Annotated in this window: 22 protein-coding genes, 1 tRNA gene and 1 pseudogene; 17 read left to right on the top strand and 7 right to left on the bottom strand. The window is 72.4% G+C overall.

All coding sequences use genetic code 11. The features are described from left to right. The 9 genes and pseudogenes from ACSNOH_RS21300 to ACSNOH_RS21260 all read left to right on the top strand — a co-directional run. Positions 1-755: pseudogene (locus ACSNOH_RS21300) on the top strand (hypothetical protein); the annotation flags it as partial. A 103-nt stretch (positions 756-858) separates the two neighbouring features. Then, positions 859-3,030: a hypothetical protein gene (locus ACSNOH_RS21295; RefSeq protein ID WP_436722995.1), complete on the top strand. Its 2,172-nt coding sequence runs from the start codon at positions 859-861 to the stop codon at positions 3,028-3,030. Positions 3,031-3,266: 236 nt separating this feature from the next. Then, a complete protein-coding gene (locus tag ACSNOH_RS21290; RefSeq protein WP_436722994.1) occupies positions 3,267-3,461 on the top strand; it encodes a hypothetical protein in 195 nt (64 codons plus the stop codon). A gap of 8 nt (positions 3,462-3,469) precedes the next feature. Then, on the top strand, positions 3,470-3,766 hold the full coding sequence (locus ACSNOH_RS21285; RefSeq protein WP_436722993.1) for a hypothetical protein: 297 nt from the start codon (positions 3,470-3,472) through the stop codon (positions 3,764-3,766). 13 nt (positions 3,767-3,779) lie between these two features. Continuing rightward, the gene (ssb, locus tag ACSNOH_RS21280; RefSeq protein WP_436722992.1) at positions 3,780-4,238 is read left to right on the top strand and encodes a single-stranded DNA-binding protein; all 459 of its coding nucleotides are present in this window, start codon (positions 3,780-3,782) and stop codon (positions 4,236-4,238) included. A gap of 87 nt (positions 4,239-4,325) precedes the next feature. Beyond that, positions 4,326-5,210, top strand: a complete 885-nt coding sequence (locus ACSNOH_RS21275; protein ID WP_436722991.1) for a bifunctional DNA primase/polymerase — start codon at positions 4,326-4,328, stop codon at positions 5,208-5,210. A 337-nt stretch (positions 5,211-5,547) separates the two neighbouring features. Beyond that, positions 5,548-6,804 (top strand): DUF3631 domain-containing protein, encoded by a 1,257-nt coding sequence (locus ACSNOH_RS21270; RefSeq protein ID WP_436722990.1) that lies wholly within the window; start codon positions 5,548-5,550, stop codon positions 6,802-6,804. 166 nt (positions 6,805-6,970) lie between these two features. Continuing rightward, positions 6,971-7,171, top strand: coding sequence for a helix-turn-helix domain-containing protein (locus ACSNOH_RS21265; RefSeq protein WP_436722989.1), 201 nt, complete (start codon positions 6,971-6,973; stop codon positions 7,169-7,171). 66 nt (positions 7,172-7,237) lie between these two features. Next, positions 7,238-8,626, top strand: coding sequence for a tyrosine-type recombinase/integrase (locus tag ACSNOH_RS21260; RefSeq protein ID WP_436722988.1), 1,389 nt, complete (start codon positions 7,238-7,240; stop codon positions 8,624-8,626). A 46-nt stretch (positions 8,627-8,672) separates the two neighbouring features. On the opposite strand, the gene ACSNOH_RS21255 is transcribed toward ACSNOH_RS21260, so the two are convergent. Next, a tRNA-Thr gene (locus ACSNOH_RS21255) sits at positions 8,673-8,746 on the bottom strand. 42 nt (positions 8,747-8,788) lie between these two features. Continuing rightward, on the bottom strand, positions 8,789-9,544 hold the full coding sequence (locus ACSNOH_RS21250) for a thioesterase II family protein (protein WP_436722987.1): 756 nt from the start codon (positions 9,542-9,544) through the stop codon (positions 8,789-8,791). 244 nt (positions 9,545-9,788) lie between these two features. On the opposite strand from ACSNOH_RS21250, the gene ACSNOH_RS21245 reads away from it, so the two are divergent. Both ACSNOH_RS21245 and ACSNOH_RS21240 read left to right on the top strand, forming a co-directional pair. Beyond that, the gene (locus ACSNOH_RS21245) at positions 9,789-10,673 is read left to right on the top strand and encodes a metallophosphoesterase family protein (RefSeq protein ID WP_436722986.1); all 885 of its coding nucleotides are present in this window, start codon (positions 9,789-9,791) and stop codon (positions 10,671-10,673) included. Continuing rightward, complete coding sequence (locus tag ACSNOH_RS21240; protein WP_436722985.1) at positions 10,670-11,464, top strand: 4'-phosphopantetheinyl transferase family protein; 795 nt, start codon at positions 10,670-10,672, stop codon at positions 11,462-11,464. Before ACSNOH_RS21245 ends, ACSNOH_RS21240 begins: the two co-directional genes overlap by 4 nt. Here ACSNOH_RS21240 and ACSNOH_RS21235 read toward each other — a convergent pair. Further along, the gene (locus ACSNOH_RS21235) at positions 11,436-12,449 is read right to left on the bottom strand and encodes a TauD/TfdA family dioxygenase (RefSeq protein ID WP_436722984.1); all 1,014 of its coding nucleotides are present in this window, start codon (positions 12,447-12,449) and stop codon (positions 11,436-11,438) included. The two genes, ACSNOH_RS21240 and ACSNOH_RS21235, sit on opposite strands and share 29 nt — an antisense overlap. 349 nt (positions 12,450-12,798) lie before the next feature. Here ACSNOH_RS21235 and ACSNOH_RS21230 point away from each other — a divergent pair, with 349 nt between their 5' ends. The 6 genes from ACSNOH_RS21230 to ACSNOH_RS21205 all read left to right on the top strand — a co-directional run bounded on the left by ACSNOH_RS21230 (position 12,799) and on the right by ACSNOH_RS21205 (position 18,931). Further along, positions 12,799-14,340: an ABC transporter substrate-binding protein gene (locus ACSNOH_RS21230; protein ID WP_436722983.1), complete on the top strand. Its 1,542-nt coding sequence runs from the start codon at positions 12,799-12,801 to the stop codon at positions 14,338-14,340. 13 nt (positions 14,341-14,353) lie between these two features. After that, the gene (locus ACSNOH_RS21225; protein WP_436722982.1) at positions 14,354-15,307 is read left to right on the top strand and encodes an ABC transporter permease; all 954 of its coding nucleotides are present in this window, start codon (positions 14,354-14,356) and stop codon (positions 15,305-15,307) included. A 62-nt stretch (positions 15,308-15,369) separates the two neighbouring features. Continuing rightward, positions 15,370-16,188 (top strand): ABC transporter permease, encoded by an 819-nt coding sequence (locus ACSNOH_RS21220; protein WP_436722981.1) that lies wholly within the window; start codon positions 15,370-15,372, stop codon positions 16,186-16,188. Beyond that, the gene (locus ACSNOH_RS21215) at positions 16,185-17,786 is read left to right on the top strand and encodes a dipeptide ABC transporter ATP-binding protein (protein ID WP_436722980.1); all 1,602 of its coding nucleotides are present in this window, start codon (positions 16,185-16,187) and stop codon (positions 17,784-17,786) included. The genes ACSNOH_RS21220 and ACSNOH_RS21215 overlap by 4 nt, the downstream gene beginning before the upstream one ends. Next, on the top strand, positions 17,783-17,905 hold the full coding sequence (locus ACSNOH_RS21210) for a hypothetical protein (RefSeq protein WP_436722979.1): 123 nt from the start codon (positions 17,783-17,785) through the stop codon (positions 17,903-17,905). Before ACSNOH_RS21215 ends, ACSNOH_RS21210 begins: the two co-directional genes overlap by 4 nt. A gap of 114 nt (positions 17,906-18,019) precedes the next feature. Further along, entirely contained in the window at positions 18,020-18,931 is a 912-nt protein-coding gene (locus ACSNOH_RS21205) for a LysR family transcriptional regulator (protein ID WP_436722978.1), read from the top strand. Between the two features lie 536 nt (positions 18,932-19,467). Here ACSNOH_RS21205 and ACSNOH_RS21200 read toward each other — a convergent pair. From ACSNOH_RS21200 to ACSNOH_RS21185, 4 genes are all read right to left on the bottom strand, one after another. Continuing rightward, positions 19,468-20,499 (bottom strand): serine hydrolase domain-containing protein, encoded by a 1,032-nt coding sequence (locus ACSNOH_RS21200; protein ID WP_436722996.1) that lies wholly within the window; start codon positions 20,497-20,499, stop codon positions 19,468-19,470. A gap of 92 nt (positions 20,500-20,591) precedes the next feature. After that, positions 20,592-21,539 (bottom strand): DUF6895 family protein, encoded by a 948-nt coding sequence (locus tag ACSNOH_RS21195; RefSeq protein WP_436722977.1) that lies wholly within the window; start codon positions 21,537-21,539, stop codon positions 20,592-20,594. Continuing rightward, complete coding sequence (locus ACSNOH_RS21190; RefSeq protein ID WP_436722976.1) at positions 21,536-22,339, bottom strand: hypothetical protein; 804 nt, start codon at positions 22,337-22,339, stop codon at positions 21,536-21,538. The genes ACSNOH_RS21195 and ACSNOH_RS21190 overlap by 4 nt, the downstream gene beginning before the upstream one ends. After that, positions 22,336-22,521 carry a hypothetical protein gene (locus ACSNOH_RS21185; protein ID WP_436722975.1) on the bottom strand — a complete coding sequence of 62 codons (186 nt, stop codon included), beginning with the start codon at positions 22,519-22,521 and terminating at the stop codon, positions 22,336-22,338. Before ACSNOH_RS21185 ends, ACSNOH_RS21190 begins: the two co-directional genes overlap by 4 nt. Between the last annotated feature and the right edge of the window lie 178 nt (positions 22,522-22,699).

The raw sequence follows: 22,699 nt of genomic DNA, 5'->3' as shown, positions 1-22,699 counted from the left end.
GGCCCGCCCGGTTCGGCTTTCCTACGGACCACTTCGGAGGGAACCTGATGAGCGTCTTCCAGCGGGAGACGGAGGCGATGCGTGAGGCGTACAGCCGCTATTCGCCGCCGATGATGCTGGCCGTGGCCGCGGAGTACTGGGGCCTGCAGGAAGGCATCACGTCGGTCGGTAAGGCCGTGCAGCAACTGGCGATCAACAGCTCCGACAAGTACCCGGCGGACGAGAAGATGGCCGACCTGGTCGCCCAGGTCTATGACCTGCTGCGCCAGGCCGCGGAGGCCGCCGGCGAGGTCGGGCCGCTCTTCGCCAAGGTGCACGAACACGACCTTCGCCGCCACGAGGACCCGCGGCCGGGCGAGCACATGTGGAACATCCTGGAAAAGCGCGCCGACGGCAGCTACAGCATGCGCGCCCCGTCGCAGTTCGTGGCCGTGTGCCAGGACATCGCGCACGTCTACACCCGCTACGAGCCGGGCCACATGGCCCAGGTCGCAGCCGAGTACGAGGGGATCCCGGCGGGCATCGAGAACGTCGCTGCCGCGGTCCATCTCCTGCAGGTCCGCTCCAACGAGGAGTACCCGACCGACAAGGCCGTAGTCGAAGCCATCGCCAGCCTGCACGCCATGCTGCTGAAGGCCGCCTCGGCCGCGCAGGAGCTCATGCCCGCGTTCCGGCGCCTGCATGCGCCGGACATCGCCCGCCACGAAGAGCCCCGCAACGGCGAGGCCGGCGAAGCGATGTGGGACACCCCCTGATCGGCATCTGACCGCCTTCGACAGGCCGGTTTTCCCGGGCCGGGCACCCGCGGGTGCCCGGCCCCACCACCTTCCCGCATCACTACCGGAAAGAGGAGTCCTGATGGCCCGCGCACCCGCCCTGGACTGGGGATGGAAGACCTCACCCGCCGTGGATGCCGCCCTCGTCGCCGGAGGCGCCTACAGCGTCGCCGCCGTCGGCGCACTGTCCGGCATGCCCCCGGCGCACGCCCTCATGGTCGGAGGCCTCGGCGCTGCGGCTCAGGCCGCCGCCGACCTCTACCAGCGCCGCCCCGGCTGGCACATCACCGCCCGCTGCGCCGCCTGGCTGACCGCCGGAGGCTGGACCGCGCAGGCCCTGGCTGACCACACCGCGCTGACCTGGCATACGGCCGGATGGTGGGCCGCAGGCACCGCGGCCGGCATGACCCTGGCCCGGGGCCTGGCCCACGCCGAGACTGCTGCCCGCGAGCAGCGCGCATCGCGCCGTCTGCAGATGTGGGCCAACGCCCGCGCCCGGGAGTGGCACGAGCGCCTGGAGCGCCTGTTCCGCCTGGAGGGACATACCGTCGAAGGCGTCATGCCTTGGAAGAGCAACGCCGGCTACACAGTGCGCGTCGCGATGCCCTCCGCTACCCCGCAGCTTCCCGCTGACGCGGTCCGCAAGCTCGCCACCGACCTGAAGCTCCCGCGTGGCGGGGGCATCCAGATCACCGACGGCCTGGTCTACGGCGAGATCCACATCCGCGTGACCACCAAGGACGTCATGTCGGAGGAACTGCCGATCCCTCACGGACCGGACGACATGACGGTCACCAGCATCTACAGCGGCCTGCCGCTGGGACTTCAGCCCGACGCCCAGGAAGTGCGCGTCAGCGTGGTCGATGACTGCGCCCTGTTCATCGGGCAGATCGGTTCCGGCAAGACCAACGTCGTCAACGTCTCCAACGCCGGCGCCCTGCGCACCAACGACACCGTGGTCATGCACATCGACGTCACCGGCGCCGGGATCGCCCTGCCGTGGCTTCGGGCCTGGGCTATCGACGGCACCAGCGACGTGCCGCTGATCGACTACGTAGCCGACACCGAGGAAGAAGCCCACATGCTGGCTGACTTCCTGATCGCCGGTATCGGGGCCCGCAAGTCCGGCCACCAGGACCTTCTCTCCGGGGAGGACGACAAGCTCACCGTCGGCCCGGACCTGCCGGAAGTCCTCCTCGTAGTCGATGAGATCGCCGAACTCTCCCCGCGGCTGCTGGCCAAGCTCGACACGATCGTCAACACCGGCCGCGCAGTCCGCGTACGGATGATCATCTGTGGTCTGCGTGCCACGCAGGACACGATCACCGCCGCCATGAAGAAGCAGAGCAGGGTCCGCGTCGGCATGCGCGTCTCCGACCCGGAAGAGCTCAGCCACCTCTTCCCCACCGGCGCCGCTCGGCTCGACCCCAAGGCGGCCCCCGGCCGCGGCTGCGGCTTCTTCTCCGCCCCTGACGCCGAGGACATCGTCCGCGATCCCGCGCCGTACAAGGCGTACCGGATCACACCCAAGGTCATCCAGCGCCTGGCCGCCGCCTACGGTGGCCGCCGCCCCCGCCTGGAGGCGGAATTCCTCGACACCGCCCCGGCCCGCTACTACGCCTCCCGCTGGGGACGCGTCCTGCCCCGCCTCTACAAGTCCAAGGCCCTGGCTGCCACCACCGTGCCGTACACGGACATGGAGATCCTCAGGCCCCCGGTCGATGAGGTGACCGGCATCCCCGACACCGGCGCCGAAACCGACGAGGGCGCGAGCGGGGGCGGGGACGCTGCGAGCAGCAAGCCCGGTACGCCCGGGCGGCGCGCCGCCTCGGACGGTGCTCCGGCGGGGAGGCGGTTCGGGAGCGACGCCCTGGCCGCCCTCCTCAACTCCCCCCGCACCGGGCCCCCTCCGGGGGAAGCGGCGGGTGAGGACCGCACCGTGATCCATGCGCAGTTCGGCCGGGTCGTCGCCCAGGCTGGCGGACCCGCCGACCGGCCCGACCCCGTCCCGCGGCTGCTGCTCGATGCCCACCAGACCGTGACGGAAGCGGGCGGCCGGCTGCACACCGGCGACCTCGCCACCCGCCTGGGGCTCGACGCCGTCGCCCTGGGCAAAGAGCTGAGCCAGATCCTCAAAGCCGTCGGCGTCGAGCGCCCCGGCATCGGCTCCGTCCGCATCGGCGAGGTGTCCAAGAGCGGCTACCTCGCCGAAACCCTCGCCGAAGCCATCACCCGGTACCGCAACACACAGTGACCGGCGCCGGGCGTGTAGGGCACACACCAGCCCCCGCACGGCCCCCCACACACGCCGTGTACCCCACACATCCCCGTGTAGGGCACTGACCTGCGCGTGTAGGGCGTGTAGGGCACACAGGACCGCCCCGCAGGAAGCCCGGAAACCCGCCCCAGGGCAGCCCGAGGCGCCTCCAGGCGGCGGCCTGTGTAGCCCACACACCCCTACACGGAATCCAGCACAGAAAGTGATGAGCCGTGGTCCTCTCCGTCTCCGCTGTCGTCCTCCTGGCCATCGTCCTGGCCGTCTTGCTGCGCACCGGCTACGTCCGCGCGGGCAGCGCGATCACCGCCAGCCTCTTCGGGTTCTTCCTCGCCTCCACCGGCCTCGCCCCGACCGTTACCCAGATCCTCTCCAGCACCGCGACCGCCCTCACCCACATCGGCCGCTAGGAGCCCCGATGCGCCAACCGCCCCCGCCCGACGTCACCGTCGGCGGCATAGCCCCGCACATCCCCGCCGACCTCTACCGCCAGGCGAGCGGCCAGCCCTTCGTCATCGTCCAGGCCGCCCCGCCCCCCGCCCGACCCTGGGTCCGGCCCGTCGCCATCGGCCTGGCCATCGCCATCGGCCTGATGGGCCTGGGCGCCGCCGCCTTGGCCCTCTTCGAATTCGCCATCCGCACCGCCGCCGTCATCGGCTCCCTCACCGGACCCCTTGGCATCGGCCTCACCCTCAAACTCGCCACCAGGAAGTAGAGGAGAGATCAGCATGTCGTTCGGAGAGACGCCGATCACTATCGTCGGGAACCTGACCAGTGACCCGGAGCTGAAGTTCACCGACTCCGGCGCCCCGCTCGCGAAGTTCACCGTCGCCTCCACCCCGCGCACCTTCGACCGTGAAGCGAACCAGTGGAAGGACGGCACGTCCACGTTCTTCCGCTGCGCCGCCTGGCGCTCCCTCGCGGAGCACGTCGCTGACTCCCTGACCAAGGGCTCGCGGGTGGTGCTGTCCGGGCGGATCCGTCAGCACGACTGGCAGACCCCCGAGGGCGAGCGCCGTTCGATGCTCGCCGTCGAGGTCGACGACATCGGCGCGTCCCTGCGCTTCACCACCGTCGCCATCAACAGCAAGACCGCCACGAAGTCGGCCGCGTCCTCGGACGACCCGTGGACCACCGATGGAAACGCCGGCGGCGGCCCGCAACGCATGGACAAGCCCCCGTTCTAGGCACGCCCGGGGCGGTCGCCCTCTCGCCAAAGAATCGCGACCGCCCCGGCTCTCCCCGTCCTTTCGACAGAACAGGAGACCTCCAGCATGCCCCATGACCCCCGCCCCGCGCCCCTGGAGGCAGCACTGAAGCTGGCCGACGCAGGCTTGCCCGTGCTGCCCCTGCGTAAGGGGAAGCTGCCGGTCGGGAACTGCCGCGCTTGCGCGGACAGTGCCTGCGGCGGGGGCCCGCACATGAAGAGCGCGGGCGCCTGCGTCTGCGCTGCCCCCTGCCATGGGTGGGCCGCGGCCACGGCCGACGCTTCTGTCATCGGCTCCCCGGCATGGGCCCCGGCATGGCGGCAGGCCGTAGCGGTCGCCTACCACCCCGGCGGGGCCGGGCTGACCGTGGTGGACCTCGACACCCCCGCAGCCCTCGCCTGGGCCCGCGAAACCCTGCCCGCCACCCGCGTCGTCTCCACCGCCCGCGGGGAGCACTGGATCTACCGCGGGGTGATGCAGTCGGCCAACTCCGTCCGGCCCGGTGTGGACATCAAATCGCGCATGGCCTACGCACGCTGGCTCGGAGCCGGCCGCGGAACCCTCGTGGACCTGCCGTCGACCGTCCGCGCCCTGGTCGTGCGGGAAGAAGCCACCCCCGCCCGCGAGCCCGTGGCCTTTTCGCCCACCGCGCGGGCAGTCTGGAACAGGGCCGTGGCCACCGGCTGCAGGCACACCGAGACCTACATCCGCACCGGCCTCGACCGCGGCCTGACCAAGGTCTCCAGCCACACCGAGACCGGCGCCGGCTCCCAGGCCTTCGGCGTGGCGCGGTTCCTCGCAGCCCAGCACACCCAGTGCCCCGGCCCCTGCGACCTGGACGCCATCGCCGCCCAGATCATCGCCGCCGCCGTCTCGGTCGGCGTCCCGGAGCCCTACGCCCAACGGGCAGTCACCAACGGGCTCATCGCCGGCACCGGGAGGACACAGTGAGCCGCCCTCCCCACCACACGGCAACACCCGACACCGCCACCACCACAGCACCCCCAGTTCCGGAGTGCGGCCAGGGAAAGGCCGCCCGCCAGGGCGTCCTTTCAGCCCCTCCCCCCGAGCAGCACCCCAGCGTCCCGCCCCAAGGTGACGGGCGCATCCCCGTGGCCTGGCTCCACATCTGCGCACCCCGCGGCGCCATCCCCACGGCCACCTCGTGGTGCCTGTGCGGCCGGGACCGCAGCGCCGCCAGCCACGCGAAGGTACTCGCCCTGATCGAAGACCACGCCGCCCACCGCGCGCTCTGCCCGCTCCGCACCACAGAAGGGAGGAACGCAGCATGACGAACACCACCCAGCCTGCCCCGTCCGTCGACGGGGCGGCCCTGCTCGATGATGTCGAAGCGTTCCACCGGCGTTTCAACGTCTTCCCCAGTGAAGCCGCCTACGTCGCCGTGGCGCTCTGGGACGCCCACGCGCACCTCATCGAGGCGTTCGACGGCACCGCCCGTCTCGCCTTCCTCTCTCCGGAACCCGGGTCGGGCAAGTCCCGCGCCCTGGAGATCGTGGAAACTCTCACGCCCCGTGCGGTCACTACGGTCAACGCGTCCGCCAACGCCCTCTTCCGGCTTGTAGAGGCCAAGGGGGGGACCCCGACGCTGCTCTTCGATGAGATCGACACCGTGTTCGGGCCCAAGGCTGGGGGAAACGAAGAGGTTCGCGGGTTCTTGAACTCCGGGTACCGGCGCGGCGCGAAGTCCCTGCGCTGCGTCGGGGACGGCTCGAACCAGTCCACCGAGTGGTTCTCATCGTTCTGCGCCGTCGCCATGGCCGGACTCGGCTCCCTGCCCGACACGATCCTGACCCGCTCCGTCATCATCCGGATGCGCAAGAAGGCCCCCAACGAGAAGGCAGAGCCCTACCGCCGACGCGTCCACGAGAAGCAGGGCCACGCCCTGCGTGACCGGCTCGCCGAATGGGCCACCACCGTGCACGACCAGGTCGCCGAAGCCTGGCCGGAGATGCCCGAGGGCGTGACCGACCGGCCCGCCGACGTGTGGGAACCCCTGCTCGCCGTCGCCGACGCGGCCGGCGGCCACTGGCCCGAGCGCGCCCGCGCCGCCTGCGTCGAACTCATCAAGGCAGCGGGCGAGGGCAACGAAGCCTCCCTCGGGGTCCGCCTCCTGACCGACCTGCGCGACAAGGTGTTCTGCGGCGCCGACCGCATGCCCACCGCAGCCATCCTCGAAGTCCTCCACGGGCTCGATGACGCCCCCTGGGCCGACCTGAACGACGACGGTAAACCGCTCACCGCACGCGGCCTGTCCAAGCTGCTCAGCCAGTACGTCCGCCCGGACAACACCCACATCCGGCCCCGCGGGATCCGGGTCGGCAGCGGCACCCCCAAGGGCTACTACGCCGAGGATCTGACCGACGCCTGGGCACGCTATTGCCCCCCGCCCCCCGCTAAGTCCGCAACATCCGCAACAGCCGCAACACCGCAGGTCAGCAGGGGCGAGAATGTGGCGGATCTGCGTCTCAGCATTCGCCATACGCCCGGGGAAACCGACACGCACCCGCTGACGGTCGCCGGTTGACCGGCACGGGCTCACCGGGGTCGCCGCACGTTCGTGCGGCCACCCCTATCCGCCACACACCCGCCCGCCGCCACAAACACAAGCCGCTGACCAGCAATGTTGCGGCGTGGCGGGCGTTGCGGACTCCAGAGAAGAGGGTCATCGCTCGCTAAGGAGGCGTCCCAGAATGAGCACCACAGATGCCCGCTCCGATCAGCTCCTCTACACCGTGGAGGACGCGACTGTCGTGTTGAGGCTCGGGCGTTCGACCGTCTACAAGCTGATGGCCGCAGGAGTCATCAAGTACGTCATGCACGGGCGCGCACGGCGCATACATCGAGTCGACCTTGAGGCGTACGCCGCCGGTCTTCGGGCTCTGCCGAACTGACCACAACGACCGATCACCTGCCGCCGCCCTGGGCATCGCCCAGGGCGGCGGCGTACGGAGGAGAGTGTGAGTACCCGCAAGCCCAACGGCGAAGCGTCCATCTACCTGGGCCGGGACGGCTGGTGGCACGGTCGTGTCACCGTGGGAGTGAAGGCCGACGGGAGCCCGGACCGACGTCACCGCATGGCCAAGACCGAAATCGCGGTGCGGCAGAAGGTCAAGGACCTGGAGAAGCTGCGGGACCAGAAGCGGATGCCGCGAGCCGGCCGCATCCCGACGGTGGCCCAGTGGATGGGGACGTACCTGACGACAATCGCGAACCTGAAGCTGAAGCCGCGCTCGCTGGACGACTACTGGTCCAAGACCCGCAACGACATCATCCCGGGCATCGGCCGTCACCGGCTCGACAAGCTTCAGCCCGAACACCTGGAGCGGATGTACACGGCCATGCTCGCGGAGGGGCATGCACCGTCCCACGTCCTGAAGGTCCACAGGATCATCTCGCGTGCGCTGAAGATCGCCCATCGACGCCGGATGATCAGCGAAAACGTCGCCACCCTCGTTGACCCCCCGACCGTCGATGAAACCGAGGCGAACCCGTTCACGAAGGAGGAGGTCACGGCCTTTTTGCAGGCCGCGGCGAAACGGCCGACCTTCATGCGATGGGTCGTCGGAGTGAGCCAGGGCTTTCGCCAAGGGGAGGCGCTGGGCCTGCGATGGCGGTACGTGGACCTGGAACAGGAACTCTTTCATCCTCGGTGGCAGCTTCAGCGCCTCACGTGGCGTCACGGCTGCCAGGACCCGCACGCGTGTGGTGCCCGCCTCCACCGGTTCGAGCCGTGCCCACCCCGGTGCGCGACCCACAAGGGCTACAAGCGCGGCTGCCCCAAGCCGTGCGCGAAGACGTGCACCAGGCACGCGAGCACGTGCCCGCAGCGCAAGGACGGCGGTCTCGTCTTCACCCGACCGAAGACGAAGAAGAGCCAGGAACCCGTGCCGATCCTGCCTCCCCTCATCCCTTGGCTGCACGAGCACAAGGCCCAGCAGGAGGAGGCCAGGGTCGCGGCCGGTGCGGCGTGGCACGAGTCCGGGGCCCTCTTCACCCGGCCGGACGGCCGGCCGCTCGACCCCCGGCAGGACTGGGAGGAATTCAAGGAGCTGCTCGCCGAGGCGGGAATCAGTGACCGGCGTCTCTACGACGGGAGCCGCCACACCACTGGCACGATCTTGAACGAGTTAGGCGTGGACATGCCCACGATCATGGAGATCCTCCGGCACACCCAGATCAGCCAGACGAGACGATACGTAAAGGGTAGATCCACCCTCAGTAAGGACGCCATGCGTCGCATGGGGGAGGCCTTACGAGGATCTGTGGCTGAGGCCGCAACTGAGACTAGAACTGAGACTACGGACCGCCGATCGGCCCGCGCCCGGCGGCGCCGACGGGTCCAGTAAACCCAAAAGGCCCAGGTCAGACAGTGTCTGACCTGGGCCTTGTCGGAGCCGCCTGCGGGATTTGAACCCGCGACCTACGCATTACGAGTGCGTTGCTCTGGCCAACTGAGCTAAGGCGGCATTGCTGCCTGTGCCTCAGCGGCTTCAGCAGCGCGGCTAAGTCTACACACTTCCGAGGGGTGCTCCGTACACGATCGCCGAGGAGATGATCTTGACGATCTCCTGCTGGTGATCGTTGAGGTAGAAGTGGCCGCCGGGGAAGACGCTGATCGCGAAGGCGCCGCTGGTGTGGTGCTGCCAGTCCTGGACCTCGTCGGGCGTGGCCTTGGGGTCGGCGTCGCCGGTGAGGGCGTGGACGGGGCAGGAGACGCGGAGGCCGGGGCGGGGGCGGTAGGTCTCGATGGCGCGGTAGTCGGCGCGGAGGGCCGGCAGGACCAGCTGGAGGATGTCCGGGTCCTCCAGCATCTGGGCGTCCGTGCCGCTCAGCCTGCGGAGCTCCTCGACGAGGCCCTCGTCGCTGCGCCGGTGCACCGTCTCCTCGCGGTGCCGGGAGGGCGCGCGCCGGCCGGAGACGAAGAGGGCGACCGGGGCCGTGCCCCGCTCCTCCAGGCGCAGGGCCACCTCGTAGGCGAGGGCCGCGCCCATGCTGTGGCCGAAGAGGGCCAGGGGGCGGTCGGCGGCGGGGGCCAGGGCCTCGGCGGTGCGGTCGGCGAGCTCCGCGAGGTCCTCGATGCAGGGGTCCGCGCGCCGGTCCTGGCGGCCGGGGTACTGCACCGCGAGGACGTCGACCGAGGGCGAGAGCGCCTTCGAGACGGGGAAGAAATAGCTCGCCGACCCTCCGGCGTGCGGCAGGCAGGCCAGCCGGACCGGCGCCTCGTCCGCCGGATGGAATCGGCGGATCCACTTCTTGTCGTCCATCGTGCGGTTTCCTTTCGGAGCCGTGGAGTTGCCGCCGTTCGCGTTCCGGGCAGCATACGCCGGAGGGGACCCGGCGCGGCCGGGGCTTCCTTCCGGCGGCCCGCGCGTATTAGGTTCCTTTGTAGGGTGCAGACATGCGTGGTGCCGGCTCGAAGTGCGCTGGAACACACGGCTGTTCCGGTTTGAACGGGGGATTCCGGGGGAGCCCGGGGAATTCCAGGGGAATCGGCGAGAAGGACACACAGTGCCCAACACAGGCCCGGACGCGGTCACCGGCGGAAATCTGCTGGCCGTCAGCGATCTGCACGTCGCGTACAAAGAGAATCGCGAGCTCGTGGAAACGCTGCGCCCCCGGAGCGACGCCGACTGGCTCATCGTCGCCGGCGACGTGGGCGAGCAGTACGCGGACATCGAATGGACGCTCCGCCTGCTCGCCGAGCGCTTCGCCAAGGTGATCTGGGCGCCCGGCAACCACGAGCTGTGGACCCACCCCCAGGACCCGGTCGACCTGCGCGGCGAGAAGCGCTACCTGCACCTCGTGGAGCTGTGCCGCGGCCTCGGCGTCGCCACCCCCGAAGACCCGTATCCCGTGTGGCGCGGCGAGGGCGGCCCGGTCGCCGTGGCGCCGCTCTTCGTGCTCTACGACTACACCTTCCGCGTGCCCGGCGCGCACACCAAGGAGGAGTCGCTGCGCCGCGCCTACGACGCCGGGATCGTCTGCGCCGACGAGCACTTCCTGCACCCCGACCCGTACCCGAGTCGCGACGCGTGGTGCCGCGCCCGTGTGGAGTACACCGAGCGCCGCCTCGCGGCCGTCGACCCCGCGCACCGGACCGTGCTGGTCAACCACTTCCCGCTGGTGCGCGAGCCCACGAGGATCCTGCGGTACCCCGACTTCGCGCAGTGGTGCGGCACGGAGCTGACCGCCGACTGGCACGTCCGCTTCCGCGCGGCCGCGGCCGTCTACGGTCATCTGCACATCCCCCGCGTCACCTGGCACGACGGGGTGCGGTTCGAGGAGGTGTCCGTGGGCTATCCGCGCGAGTGGAAGCCCCGGCCGCCGCGCGAGCCGCTGCGGCAGATCCTGCCGCGGCCGGCCGGCGAGGGCGCTCCGGGGCGGGCGTCGTGATCGAGGCGATCCTGCCCGCCGAGGCCGTCGCCGAGGAGGACTTCGGCAGCCCGGCGGCGTCCGCCGGGGCCTTCCTCCACCCCGAGGAGGCCGCGGTCGTCGCCCGCGCCGTGCCCAAGCGGAAGGAAGAGTTCGCGGCCGTACGGGCCTGCGCGCGGACGGCGCTGGGCCGGCTGGGCTTCCCGCCCGTCCCGCTCCTGCCCAACCGGCGCGGTGCTCCGCAGTGGCCCGCCGGAGTCGTCGGCAGCATGACGCACTGCGACGGCTACCGCGCGGCCGTCGTGGCCCGCTCCGGCGCCCTGGCCTCGGTCGGCATCGACGCCGAGCCGAACGGGCCGCTCCCGGACGGCGTCCTCGACGTCGTCTCGCTGCCCGGGGAGCGCGCCTGGATCCGCTCCCTCGCGGCGCTGCGCCCGGGGGTGCACTGGGGGCGCCTGCTGTTCAGCGCGAAGGAGAGCGTCTTCAAGACGTGGTATCCGCTGACCGGGCAGGAGCTGGACTTCGAGGAGGCGGAGCTGGAGGCCGACCCCGACGCCGGGACGTTCTCCGCGCGGCTGCTGGTGCCCGGCCCGGTCGTGGGCGGCGTCCGCCTGGACGGGTTCACCGGCCGGTGGGCCGTGGGCAGCGGTTTCCTGCTCACGGCCATCGCGCTGCCGGCCGCTGCCCCGGCCCCGGCTCCGGGCTCCGCCGCCTCCGCGGTCACCCCCGCACCCGCACCCGCGCCCGCCCCGGCACCGCCACCCGCTCCCGTACGTGCTCCCGTCAGCGGGTCCGCGGCATGCCCCGCCTGAACGCGGCGAAGTCGGCCGGGAGCTCGCGGGCGTACCGGGTGTTGAGCCACAGGCGCAGCAGGTCGCGGCGGCGGCCCGGCTCGTCGCGGAAGGCGGAGCGGCCGTGGACGACGACGTTGTTGTTCAGCAGCTGCAGGTCGCCGGCGCGCAGGGTCATCTCGATGCGGTGCTCGTCCATGCCGGCGATGTCCTGGAAGAGGCGCAGCGCGTGCCGCTCGATCGGGCTCAGCGGGATTCCGGATTTGGGCACGGCCGAGTCGATGTAGTGCGTCATGTAGAAGCGGCAGCTCAATTGCCCGCCGAAATAGCCGAATACGGCGTTCCGGTAGTAGGGGAGTTCGTCCGAGCCCTCTTCCAGGCGCCGGTCGTAGACGAAGCCGCGGTAGTACAGGCCGAGCAGCTCGCGGTGGTGGGCGAGCAGGTGGTTGTGGACGGTCATGGAGCTGGCGAGGGTGCTCACGCCGCCCTCGCCCGCCTGACGCAGGCAGAGCAGCCCCACGATGTCGGAGCTGTCGGTGTGGAAGGGCAGCTCGGAGCGGGTCCGGTAGGCGCGGGTGGCGGATTCGGTGACCTCGCCCTCGCCGTAGTCCTTGACGTGGGCGATCAGCTCGCCGGCCGCGTTCTGGGAGACGGGCGTGCCGAGGTGGAGGGCGATGCCCCAGTACGCCAGGCGGGCCTCTTCCGGTGTCCACCGCTCCACCGGGAGGCCGCGCAGGAGCGTGAATCCGCGGCCGAACTCCAGTTCCTGGACGGCGGTTTCGAAGGTCTTGCCGAGGACCGGCAGCGGAAAGTCCTCGACGGTGAGCTGTTCCAGGGGAATCCCGCGTGCTTTCACCGCCGCGAGCGCCGTCTGCAGGTCCTCGATTTCCTCGGGGGCGAGCGCGACCACCCAGTCGCTTTCGCCGGTGAAGTCGGCGGCCGTCCAGGCGGACGGTCCGGTGACGGGCTCGGTGAGGACGGCGGCTTCGGCGGACGGTGCGGGCATACGGACTCCACTCGGGATTCGCTGAGCATGCGGCGGGTGACGCGGCACGCGTGGCGCGGACAATGAGCGGCACACGGGACACGGCACATCGATCATGATTCGAAGTCCGCGCGCGGTCAATGGAGTTGGTGACGGTGCGACGGCAGGTGCGAAGTGTGGTGATGGTGCGTGAACTCGATCACCTTCGTTCCCCTTCCATGGTGTGGAACGCGCACCGGTGGTTAGTTTCCGGGAAGGCGCGACGATTAGGCAGGCACGACGGCGCGCAGGCATCACAGCACGACGGCACCAGAACGCAGGGACAGGCACGGAGCACCAAGAGAGCCGGACGCACAGACACGGAGACACAGTGGCCACGTCAACCGCCAGGTCAGGGTCAGCGCTGCGACGGACCGCCCGCGCGGCCGGCTGCGCCCTCTTAGCCGGGACCCTCGCGGCCGCGTGCGGCTCCGGCGACGGCGGCGGATCCTCCTCCGGCTCCGCCGGCTCGCTCTCCGTGGGGCTCATCGCCGAGCCCGCGAGCCTGGACTTCACCACGACCGACGGCGCGGCCGTCCCGCAGGCCACCCTGGGCAGCATCTACGAGGGCCTGGTCCGCGTCGACCAGCAGGGGAAGATCCAGCCCCTGCTCGCCGAGCGCTACGAGCGCTCCGACGACGGGCGGACGTACACCTTCCACCTCCGTAAGGGCGTGAAGTTCACCAACGGCGCCGGGTTCACCGCCGACGACGCGGTGTTCTCCATCGACCGGGTGAAGAAGGACTGGAAGCTGAAGACGGCCCGCCAGATGGACGTGGTCGACAAGGCCGAGAAGACCGACGACCACACGGTCAAGGTCACCCTGAGCCGCCCCAGCAACGGCTGGCTCTACGCCATGACCACCCGCATCGGCGCCATGTTCAGCCGTACGGGCGTGAGCGACCTCGCCGCGCACCCGGTCGGCACCGGTCCCTTCAAACTGGCCGAGCGCCGCCGCGGCGACCGCATCGTCCTCGACCGCAACTCCTCCTACTGGGGCAGCGAGCCCGCCCTGTCCAAGGTCACCCTGAAGTACTTCAAGGACGCCGGGGCGATGAACAACGCCCTGCTCACCGGTGGCATCGACGTCGTCGGCACGGTCCAGGCCCCCGAGTCGCTGTCCCGCTTCTCCGACAAGAACCGCTTCCAGGTCATCGAGGGCTCCTCCACCGGCGAGGTCGTCCTGTCGATGAACAACTCCCGCGAGCCGTTCAACGACAAGCGCGTCCGCCAGGCCGTGCGGTACGCCATCGACCACAAGGCGCTCGTGGACACCTCGCGCGCCGGCCACGGCAAGCTCATCGGCACCATGGCCAGCCCCACCGACCCCTGGTACGAGGACCTCACCGGCCGCTACCCGCACGACCCGGCGAAGGCGCGGCAGCTGCTGAAGGACGCGGGCGCCGAGGGCCGGACGGTGAAGTTCCGGGTGCCCAACATGCCGTACGCGATGTCGGCGGCCCAGGTCGTCGCCTCCCAGCTCGGCCAGGTGGGGCTGAAGGCGGAGATCGAGCCCCTGGAGTTCCCCGCGCGCTGGCTGTCGGAGGTCTACAACAAGGCCGACTACGACCTCTCCGTCATCGCCCACACCGAACCGCGCGACCTGTGGACGTTCGCCGACCCCGGCTACTACTTCCGCTACGACAACCCCGCCTACGCCAAGCTCCTCAAGGAGGCCGACTCCGGCAGGCCCGAGGACGAGGCCGCCCGCTACCGCGACGCCGCCCGCCTGCTCTCCGACGACGCCGCGGCCGACTGGCTCTACCTCATGCCCAACCTGATGGTCGCCGTCAAGGACGTCGCCGGCCTGCCGGTCAACCAGGTCGGTGAGGGTCTGGACCTCACCGGCGTCCACTGGGCGAAGAAGAAGTAGGAGCGGTCCCCGTATGGGCCCAGGCACCCGGGTGTTCCTGCGCAGAACGGCGTCGCTGCTGGTCAGCGCCCTGATCGCCAGCTTCGTCGTGTTCGCCTTCCTGTCCGTCCTGCCCGGCGACCCGGCCGAGGTCGCCCTCGGCACGAACGCGGGGCCGGAGGAACTGGCCGCACTGCGGCACTCCTTCGGCACCGACCGGCCGCTCGTCGTGCAGTACGCCGACTGGGCGCAGGGCCTGCTGCACGGCGACTTCGGCGTCTCGTACGTCAGCCACGACCCGATCGGCCCGCGGATCGGCGACCGGCTCGGCGTCACCTGCTGGCTGGCGCTCGGCGGCATGGCCGTGGCCCTCCTCTTCGCGCTGCCCGCCGGCGTGCTCGCGGCCGCCTGGCACCGCAGGCCCGCGGGCGCCCTGCTGTCGGCCTTCAGCCAGGCGGGGATCGCGGTGCCCGCCTTCCTCGCGGGCATCCTGCTCGTCTACGTCTTCGCGGTCCGGGCGGGGGCGCTGCCCGCGGGCGGCTACACCCCGCTCGCGCAGGACCCGGAGGCCTGGGCGCGGCAGCTCGTGCTGCCGTGCTTGTCCCTCGGCCTCGTCCAGGGGGCGGTCCTCACGCGCTACGTGCGCTCCGCCGTCCTCACCGTCCTCCACCAGGACTTCCTGCGCACGGCCCGTGCCAGGGGACGCAGGCGCTGGCCGGCCCTGTGGCGGCACGGGCTGCCCAACGCCGCGGTGCCCGTGCTGACCGTCCTGGGACTGCAGCTGTCCACCGTGCTCGTCGGCGCGGTCGTCGTCGAGCGGGTCTTCGTCATCCCCGGCCTCGGCGACCTGCTGCTGCAGTCCGTGGCCGACCGCGACCTGCTGGTCGTCCAGGGGGTGGTGATCGTCCTGGTGGTGGCCGTGCTCGTCGTCAACGTCGTCACCGACCTCCTCTACCACCTGCTCGACCCGCGCCTGCGGAGCCGTTGATGACCTCAGCCCGGAGCTCAGCCCGACCCTCAGCCCGACTCTCAGCCCGGTCCTCCGTCCGTATGCTCTTCCGCCGGCCCGCCCTGACCACCGGCGGAATCCTCGTCACTCTCGTCCTTGCGCTCGCCCTGCTGTCCCTGCTGTGGACTCCGTACGACCCCACGCACGTGGATGCGGCGCAGCGCCTGCTGCCGCCGGGCGGGGGGCACGTGCTCGGCACCGACCAGTTCGGCCGGGACGTCGCCAGCCGGCTGATGACCGGCGCCCGGACGACCGTCTTCGTCGGCGTCGTGGCCGTCGGCTTCGCCGTCGCCATCGGCGTGCCGATGGGCGTCGCCGCCGGCATGTCGGGCGGCCCGCTCAGTGCGCTGCTGATGAGAGTGAGCGATTTCCTGCTGGCCTTCCCGGCCCTGCTGCTGGCCATCATGCTGGCGGCGGTCTACGGCACGAGCACGCTGACCGCCATGGTGGCCATCGGCATCGCCTCCGCCCCCGGCTTCGCGCGCGTGGCCCGCGCCGCGACCCTGCGCGTCATGGCTGCCGAGTACGTGGACGCCGCGCGGCTCGCCCGGCGCCCCCGCACGGCCATCGCCCTGCGGCACGTCCTGCCGAACATCCGCGACGTGCTCATCGTGCAGGTCTCGGTGGCCTTCGCGACCGCCGTGCTCGCCGAGGCCGCCCTGTCGTACCTGGGCCTGGGCACGCCGCCGCCCACCCCCTCCTGGGGCCGCATGCTGCTCGACTCGCAGGAGCTGCTCTTCTCGAAGCCGGAGCTGTGCCTGTGGCCGGGCCTCGCCGTCGCCGCCGCCGTCCTCGGCCTCAACCTCCTCGGCGACGGCCTGCGGGACCGCTTCGACCCCACGCTGGAAGGTGTCCGGTGAGCCCTGGGAGCAGCACGCTGCTGGAGGTCGGGAACCTCACCGTGGACGCGGGCGGCACGCCGCTCGTGCGCGGCGTCGGCTTCACCGTCGGCCGGGGCGAACGCGTCGGCATCATCGGCGAGTCCGGCTCCGGCAAGACGCTGACCGCGCTCGCCCTGCTCGGCCTCCTCGGCGAGGGGCTGCGGGCCGGCGGCAGCGCCCGCCTGGACGGCGTCCCCTTCGACCTGCTGGGCGCAACGGACCGCGAGCTGTCGACCGTACGGGGCCGGCTCGTGGGCATGGTCTTCCAAGAGCCCATGACGGCCCTCAACCCCGTGATGAAGGTGGGCCCGCAGGTCACCGAGGCGCTGCGGCTGCACGGCCCCCGCAGCGAGCGCCCCGGCCGGGCCGCCGCCCGCGCCACCGCCGTGGAGCTCCTCGGCAGGCTGCGGCTGCCCGACCCGGCCCGGGCCGCCCGCTCCTACCCGCACCAGCTCTCCGGCGGCCAGCGCCAGCGCGCCGTCCTCGCCGGGGCGCTCGCGGGCGACCCGGCCCTGCTGATCTGCGACGAGCCGACCACCGCCCTGGACGTCACCGTCCAGAAGGAGATCACCGACCTGATCACGGGCGTGTCCGACGAGCGCGGCACGGCGGTCCTCTACATCAGCCACGACCTCGCGCTCGTCGCGTCCGTCTGCCACCGCGTCCTCGTCATGCACGACGGGGAGATCGTCGAGAGCGGGCCGGTCGGGCAGGTGCTGCGGCAGCCCGCGCACCCGTACACGCAGGCCCTGCTGCGCGCCTCCGACCTGTCGGTGCCCGCCCCGCGGCCCCCCGCGCCCGCGGAGCCCAGGACGCTGCTGCGGGCCCGCGGCCTGACCCGCCGCTACGCCCGCCCGCGCCGGGGCCTGCGCGGCCCCCGGCCGCACTTCACGGCGCTGGAGGGCCTGGACCTGGAGCTGCGCGCGGGCGCCCGGGTCGGGGTGGTCGGCGAGTCGGGGTCGGGAAAGACGACGCTCCTGCGGCTGCTGTCCGGGCTGGACCGGCCGACCGCGGGGACGGTCGAGAACGCAGGAAAGACGACCGGCGGGGTGCCGCCGGGCGCGCCGGACGGCGGACTGCAGGTGGTCTTCCAGGACCCCATGAGCTCCCTCGACCCCCGGATGCGCGTACGGGACATCGTCGCCGAGCCGCTCCCCGACCGCCGCTCGCCCGCCGCCGCGGAACGCGTGGCGGAGCTCCTCGCCGACGTGGGCCTGCCGGCGGAGGCGGCCGGGCGCTACCCGCACCAGTTCTCCGGCGGGCAGCGGCAGCGCATCGCCATCGCCCGGGCGCTGGCCCCCCGGCCGTCCGTGCTCCTCGCCGACGAGCCGGTCAGCGCCCTGGACGTGTCCGTACGGGCCCAGGTCCTCGACGTCCTGAGCAAGGTCACCGCCGAGCGGGACATGGCGCTGTGCATCGTCACCCACGACCTGGGCGTCGTGCGCTACCTGTGCGACGAGGTGGTGGTGATGAAGGAGGGCCGGGTGGTGGAGCGGGGGCCGGTCGAGCGGGTGTGGGAGGCGCCGGAGGACCCGTACACGCGGCAGCTGCTGGAAGCCGTGCCGGTGCTGCCGTGAGCGTCGCCCGGGGCCCGGCCGCGGCGGTCCTGCGCGGCCCGGTCGACACCTGTCCGCAGCGACGCATCGGCCCGCTGCTGTGCATGCGCAGCAACGGGGCGTTCTGTGCTGCTGTGTGAAGCCACGGACAGGTTGCCGCCGCTTTGCAGACAGATCATGGCGCCCTCACATCTCCCAAGTCAATCCTATGACTTGACTCGATCCACCCAAGTGGGAGCTTGTATCGTGAGGGTGTGACGCTAGATGACCTGAAGGTGTTCGTCATGGTCTGCGAGGCCCGCAACCTCAGTGCCGTGGCCCGCGCGATGAACTGCAGTCAGTCCGCCGTCAGCCAGCACGTCCGGCGCCTGGAGAAGGAGGTCGGCCTGTCCCTGATGGAGCGTCAGCCGCGCGGTGTGGTGCCCACGGAGGCGGGACGGATCCTCCAGCGGGCCGCGTCCGACGGGCTCACCGCCCTCGGCGAGGGCCTGCGCACCCTGGAGGAACTGCGCACCGGCCGGGGCGGCGGCGTCGTCATCGCCACCGGCGCCACGACCATCCGGCACCTCATGGGCGCGGCCATCGAGGAGTACAGCAAGCGGTATCCGGAGGTCGGCCTGGAATTCCACACCGAGCGCTCCAGCCACCGCTGCATCGACGCCCTGCGCTCGGGAGCCGTGGACCTCGCCTGGGTGTCCGTCCCCGCCGACGCGCCGGGCGGCTCCGACGCGCAGGGCGTCGAACTGCGGCCGGTCATCAGCCTGGAGTGGGTGCTGGCCGTGCACCCCGGCGACCCGCTCGCCGCGGAGAGCGGCCTCGGGGCGGCCGACCTCGCCCGTACGCGGCTGATCCGCCCGCCGGCCGGGACGAGCTCCGGCCGGCAGGTCGAGGACGTGCTGGGCGCGGTCGCCCTCTCCTCGCGCGCGACGACGCGGGCCACGGACTGGGACACGGCGCTGCTGCTGGCCGAGCTGGGCCTCGGGCACGCGCTGATACCGGCCATGCCGGGCCTTGTGAGCCCCTCGGGCGCGGTCCGCCTGATACCGGTGACGGGCATCCCGCCCCTGGAGGTCGGCTGGGCCGCGCGCCAGTGGTCGGCCCTGTCCCCCGCGGCACGGGAGTTCGCGACGGCGGTCACACGGCATGTGTCGGGCGGGGCCGGTTGATCCCCGGCCCGACGCGCCCGAATTGCTCCCGCCGCCACGGCGGTAAGCCCCCACCGCGAGGGTCCGGCGGAATGGGCACGGCCTTGGCCCGGGGCTCGCGTAGCACGGCACCGCCGGACCGCGGGTCACCGTGGTGGCGGAGTCATGCCGGGGCCCGGCAGGGAATGCGACCGCTGATCGCCGCCGCGGCGGCGGTTTCCGTGCGCGGGCGGAAGCGGCTCCCGTCCCGACGCGCCCGAATTACTCCCGCCGCCACGGCGGTAAGCCCCCACCGCGAGGGTCCGGCGGAATGGGCGCGGCCCTTGGCGCGGGGCTCGCGTAGTACGGCACCGCCGGGCCGCGCCGTCGTGGTTGGTCGCCGTGGCGGCGGAGTCATGCCGGTGGCTCGGCAGGGAATGCGACCGCTGACCGCCGCCGCGGTGGCGGTTTCCGTGTGCGGGCGGAAGCGGCTCCCGGCCCGACGCGCCCGAATTGCTCCCGCCGCCACGGCGGTAAGCCCCCGCCGCGAAGGTCCGGCGGAATGCGTACGGCCGTCGTCACGCGCCCCCCGTACCCCCCAAGCCGCACAGCGTCTCGTACGCCGTCTGGATGAACGTGCCCCTCGGGGCCGGGGCCGTGGCGGACAGGGCTACGAGGCCGGTGCGGGAGGCGGGGAGGAAGCCGGCGAAGGCCGTGCAGCCGCGGGTGCCTCCCGAGTGGTGCAGCAGCGGTCCGCCGGGCCGCACGCGCAGGTTCCACACCAGGCACAGGCGCCGCCCCGGGCGCCGCAGCGCCAGCCGGGGCCGCTGCACCTCCGTGAGCGCGACGCGCAGGCTCGGCGGCGCGGCCGCCTCGGGCGCGAGCAGCGCCGTCAGGCAGCGCAGGAGGTCCCGCGCGCTGGAGCGCAGGGCGCCCGCCGCGGGCAGCCCGGGGACGAGCCAGGGCGGCCGGGGCCGCCCGTGCCAGTGACCGGTGACCTGCGGGCGGGTGGGGTCGCAGTCGGTGTCGGCCAGGCCGAGCGGGTCCAGGACGCGCTCAGCGAGCAGCGCCGGGTAGTCGCCGGGACCGCCGCCGGCGGCGCGCGCCAGGGCGAGGCCGAGCAGGCCCACGCCGTAGTTGGAGTAGCGCACGTGCGTGCCGGGGCGGTGGTGCAGCCGTGTCCGTGGCAGCGCGGCCAGCAGGTCGTCCGTGGTGAAGGCGGCGTACGGGTTGCGGAACCAGCCGGCACCGGCGGAGCGGGTGAGCAGCCCGGGAGGCAGCCGGGGCAGGCCGCCGGTGTGCGTGGCGAGGTGGAGGAGGGTGACGGGCGGCCCGGGGATGCGGCGGGCGCCGGGCGGCAGGTAGCGGTCGAGGGGGTCGTCGTAGCGGACTTCGCCGCGGGCGGCCAGCTCGGCGAGCAGCAGCGCGGTGAACGTCTTGGTGAGCGACCCGGTCTCGAAGCGGGTGTCCTCCTCGGCGGGCCCGCGGCAGACGACGATGCTCTCGTCGCCGCGCACGGCGGCGACCGCGACGGCGGCCGCGCCGCGGGCGGCGTCGGGCAGGGGCAGCAGCAGGGCGTTCAGCGGCGGCGCGAGGAGGCCGTCCGCCACGGCCTCCGCCACGGCCTCCGCCGCGGCCGCTGCCGCGGCAGCCGTCTCCGCCGGCCCGGCGGCGGGCACGGCGCGTGACTCCAGGGGCTCCTTCACCGGCCTCTCGCCGCCCGGGCCAGGGCGATGGAGCCCGCCACGGCGGTCACGACGGTGGTGTGCTGGTGCTCCTTGAAGCGGCGGACGGGGTCGTCGTCGACGGGATCGCCGTCGGCGGGCATCAGACCGTCCTCGTGCTGCAGGGCGGCCATGGCCTGCCAGTCCTCCGGCCGGCAGTAGGGCTCGGACAAGGACGCGCCCACGATGAGGAGTTCCGCCACGAGGTCCCACTGCCTGACCTCGCGCCAGATGTCGATCCACACGGGCAGCCAGGTGCGGACGTACGCGGTGAGGTCGGCGGGCAGGCCCTCGGGCCGGCCGCCCCAGTCGGTCAGGTGGAAGACGGTGTGGGTCATCGCGTAGGCGGTGATCCAGTTGATCGCCCAGGGCTCGGGCATGGCGCCCAGCCAGGTGGTGCGGGCGAGCGCCTCGAAGTCCTCGCCCGGGTCGAGGCCGGCGATGCGGGCGGCGTTGGCCGCGGCGAGGCGGCGGTTGGGCAGCAGCTCGACGCTGTGCACCGAGCGCAGCCGGGTGCGGTGGGCGAGCAGCCGGTCCATGTCCGCGTGCCGGTAGCCGCAGCGCACGAAGTGCGCGTACATCTCCAGCGGGTCCGTCATCAGGGTGTGGCGCAGCTGGCGTTCGTAGAGCAGGTCGCCCTTGCGCAGTTGCAGCCAGGTGAAGTCCAGCAGGTTCTGCGCGGCGGCGAGCTGGCCGGGTCCGGCCATGCCGTCACGCAGGATGATGGACGCGGCGAGGGTGGTCTCGCCCAGGGACTTGTAGACGCCGTCGGGGTCGGTGAGCTCCTCGGTGGTGCCGGGCGGGAGCGCGCCGAGCGCGCGGTGGGCGTGCAGCCAGGACAGGGCGCGGTCGGCCATGGTGCGGGCGGCCGCCGTCACGGGAGCGGGGATCGTGACGGCGGAGGGGGCGGGGGCGGAGAGGGTCATGCCGGCGCCTCCGTGGGCTCGTTGCGTACGTCTTCGGTCCGGCCGGTCAGCAGGTGTGCGGCCACCGCCAGGTCGAGGGCCGTGCGCGGGCCCGTGCCGCCGAGCAGCCGGATGTGGTCGAGGACGGGCTCCGGCTCCAGGGGCAGCGCGATGCCGTCGTGGCGGAGCAGGGCGAGCCAGCGCAGCAGGCGCACGGCCGTCGGGAAGTCGCGGCGCAGTACGGAGCGGGTCAGGCCGCGGCTGAGGGGGAGGGCCGCGTCGCGGGCGACGTCCCGTACGGGGCCCTCCAGGACGGGTGTGGCGAGCGGCGCAAGCTGGGCCATGCGGACGGACCAACGCTGCCAGTCGGTGGTGTCCGCGAGGTCGTCGCGCGTTTCGGGGAGCGTGGCGGCCACCGGGTTGCCGGCGTAGCCGCGCGTACGGGCCAGGAGCTGCGCGGTCGCCCAGTCGCGCCAGGCGGCGGTGCGCTCGTCGGGCGGGGCGGAGGGGCCGTGGCCGGGCACCGGGAAGGCCTCGAAGGCGCGGGCCACGGCGGCCGCGTCGGCGGGGTGGAAGGGGGCGCCGGTCAGGACGTGCGGGGTGAAGGTGTCGGCGCCGATCACCCGGACGGCGGCCAGGGCCGCGACGGAGCCGGGGGAGTCGAGGAGGTCGGGGAAGTCGGGGGAGCCGGCCGGAGAGGCGCCGGGGGAGCTGTCGAGGTGCGGGGCGACGAGGGCAGCGCCCCCCGCGCCCCGGAGGGCGCGGAGGACGCGGGAGGCCAGTTCGTCGGCCGCCGCGGCGTAGGCCGCACGGGAACTCACTTGCCCTTCGGCTCCTTCGGCTCCTTGGGCGACAGCAGGAGCAGCAGGAGCAGGAAGCCCGCGGCCTCCGGGGCGGGCAGGGGCGCCCCGCTGACGGCTGCTTCCGGCTCCACCATCAGGGAGCCGATGGCGGCCGCCCCGTCCGGTGTCGCGAGGGGTCGGAGGGTTTCTTGAGTGAGCATGTGCAGCGCCTCCTTGAGGAGATGCAGGTTGAAATGTCATCACTTAATCAGTGATGTCTGACAAATGAGGCTAAGCACGCTCTTCGTGATGTCCGGGCCGGGACACGCCGGTCAGTCGGGGGATGCGAGCTCCGCCGGAGCTCCGGCGCCGGGGCGGCGGGGGCGCAGTGGCGGAGCC

Origin of the sequence: Streptomyces sp. URMC 127 (assembly GCF_051386535.1) — a bacterium.
Lineage (GTDB): Bacteria > Actinomycetota > Actinomycetes > Streptomycetales > Streptomycetaceae > Streptomyces.
The sequence above is the reverse complement of the archived record's forward strand: the minus strand, read 5'-3'. Positions and strand labels throughout refer to the sequence as shown.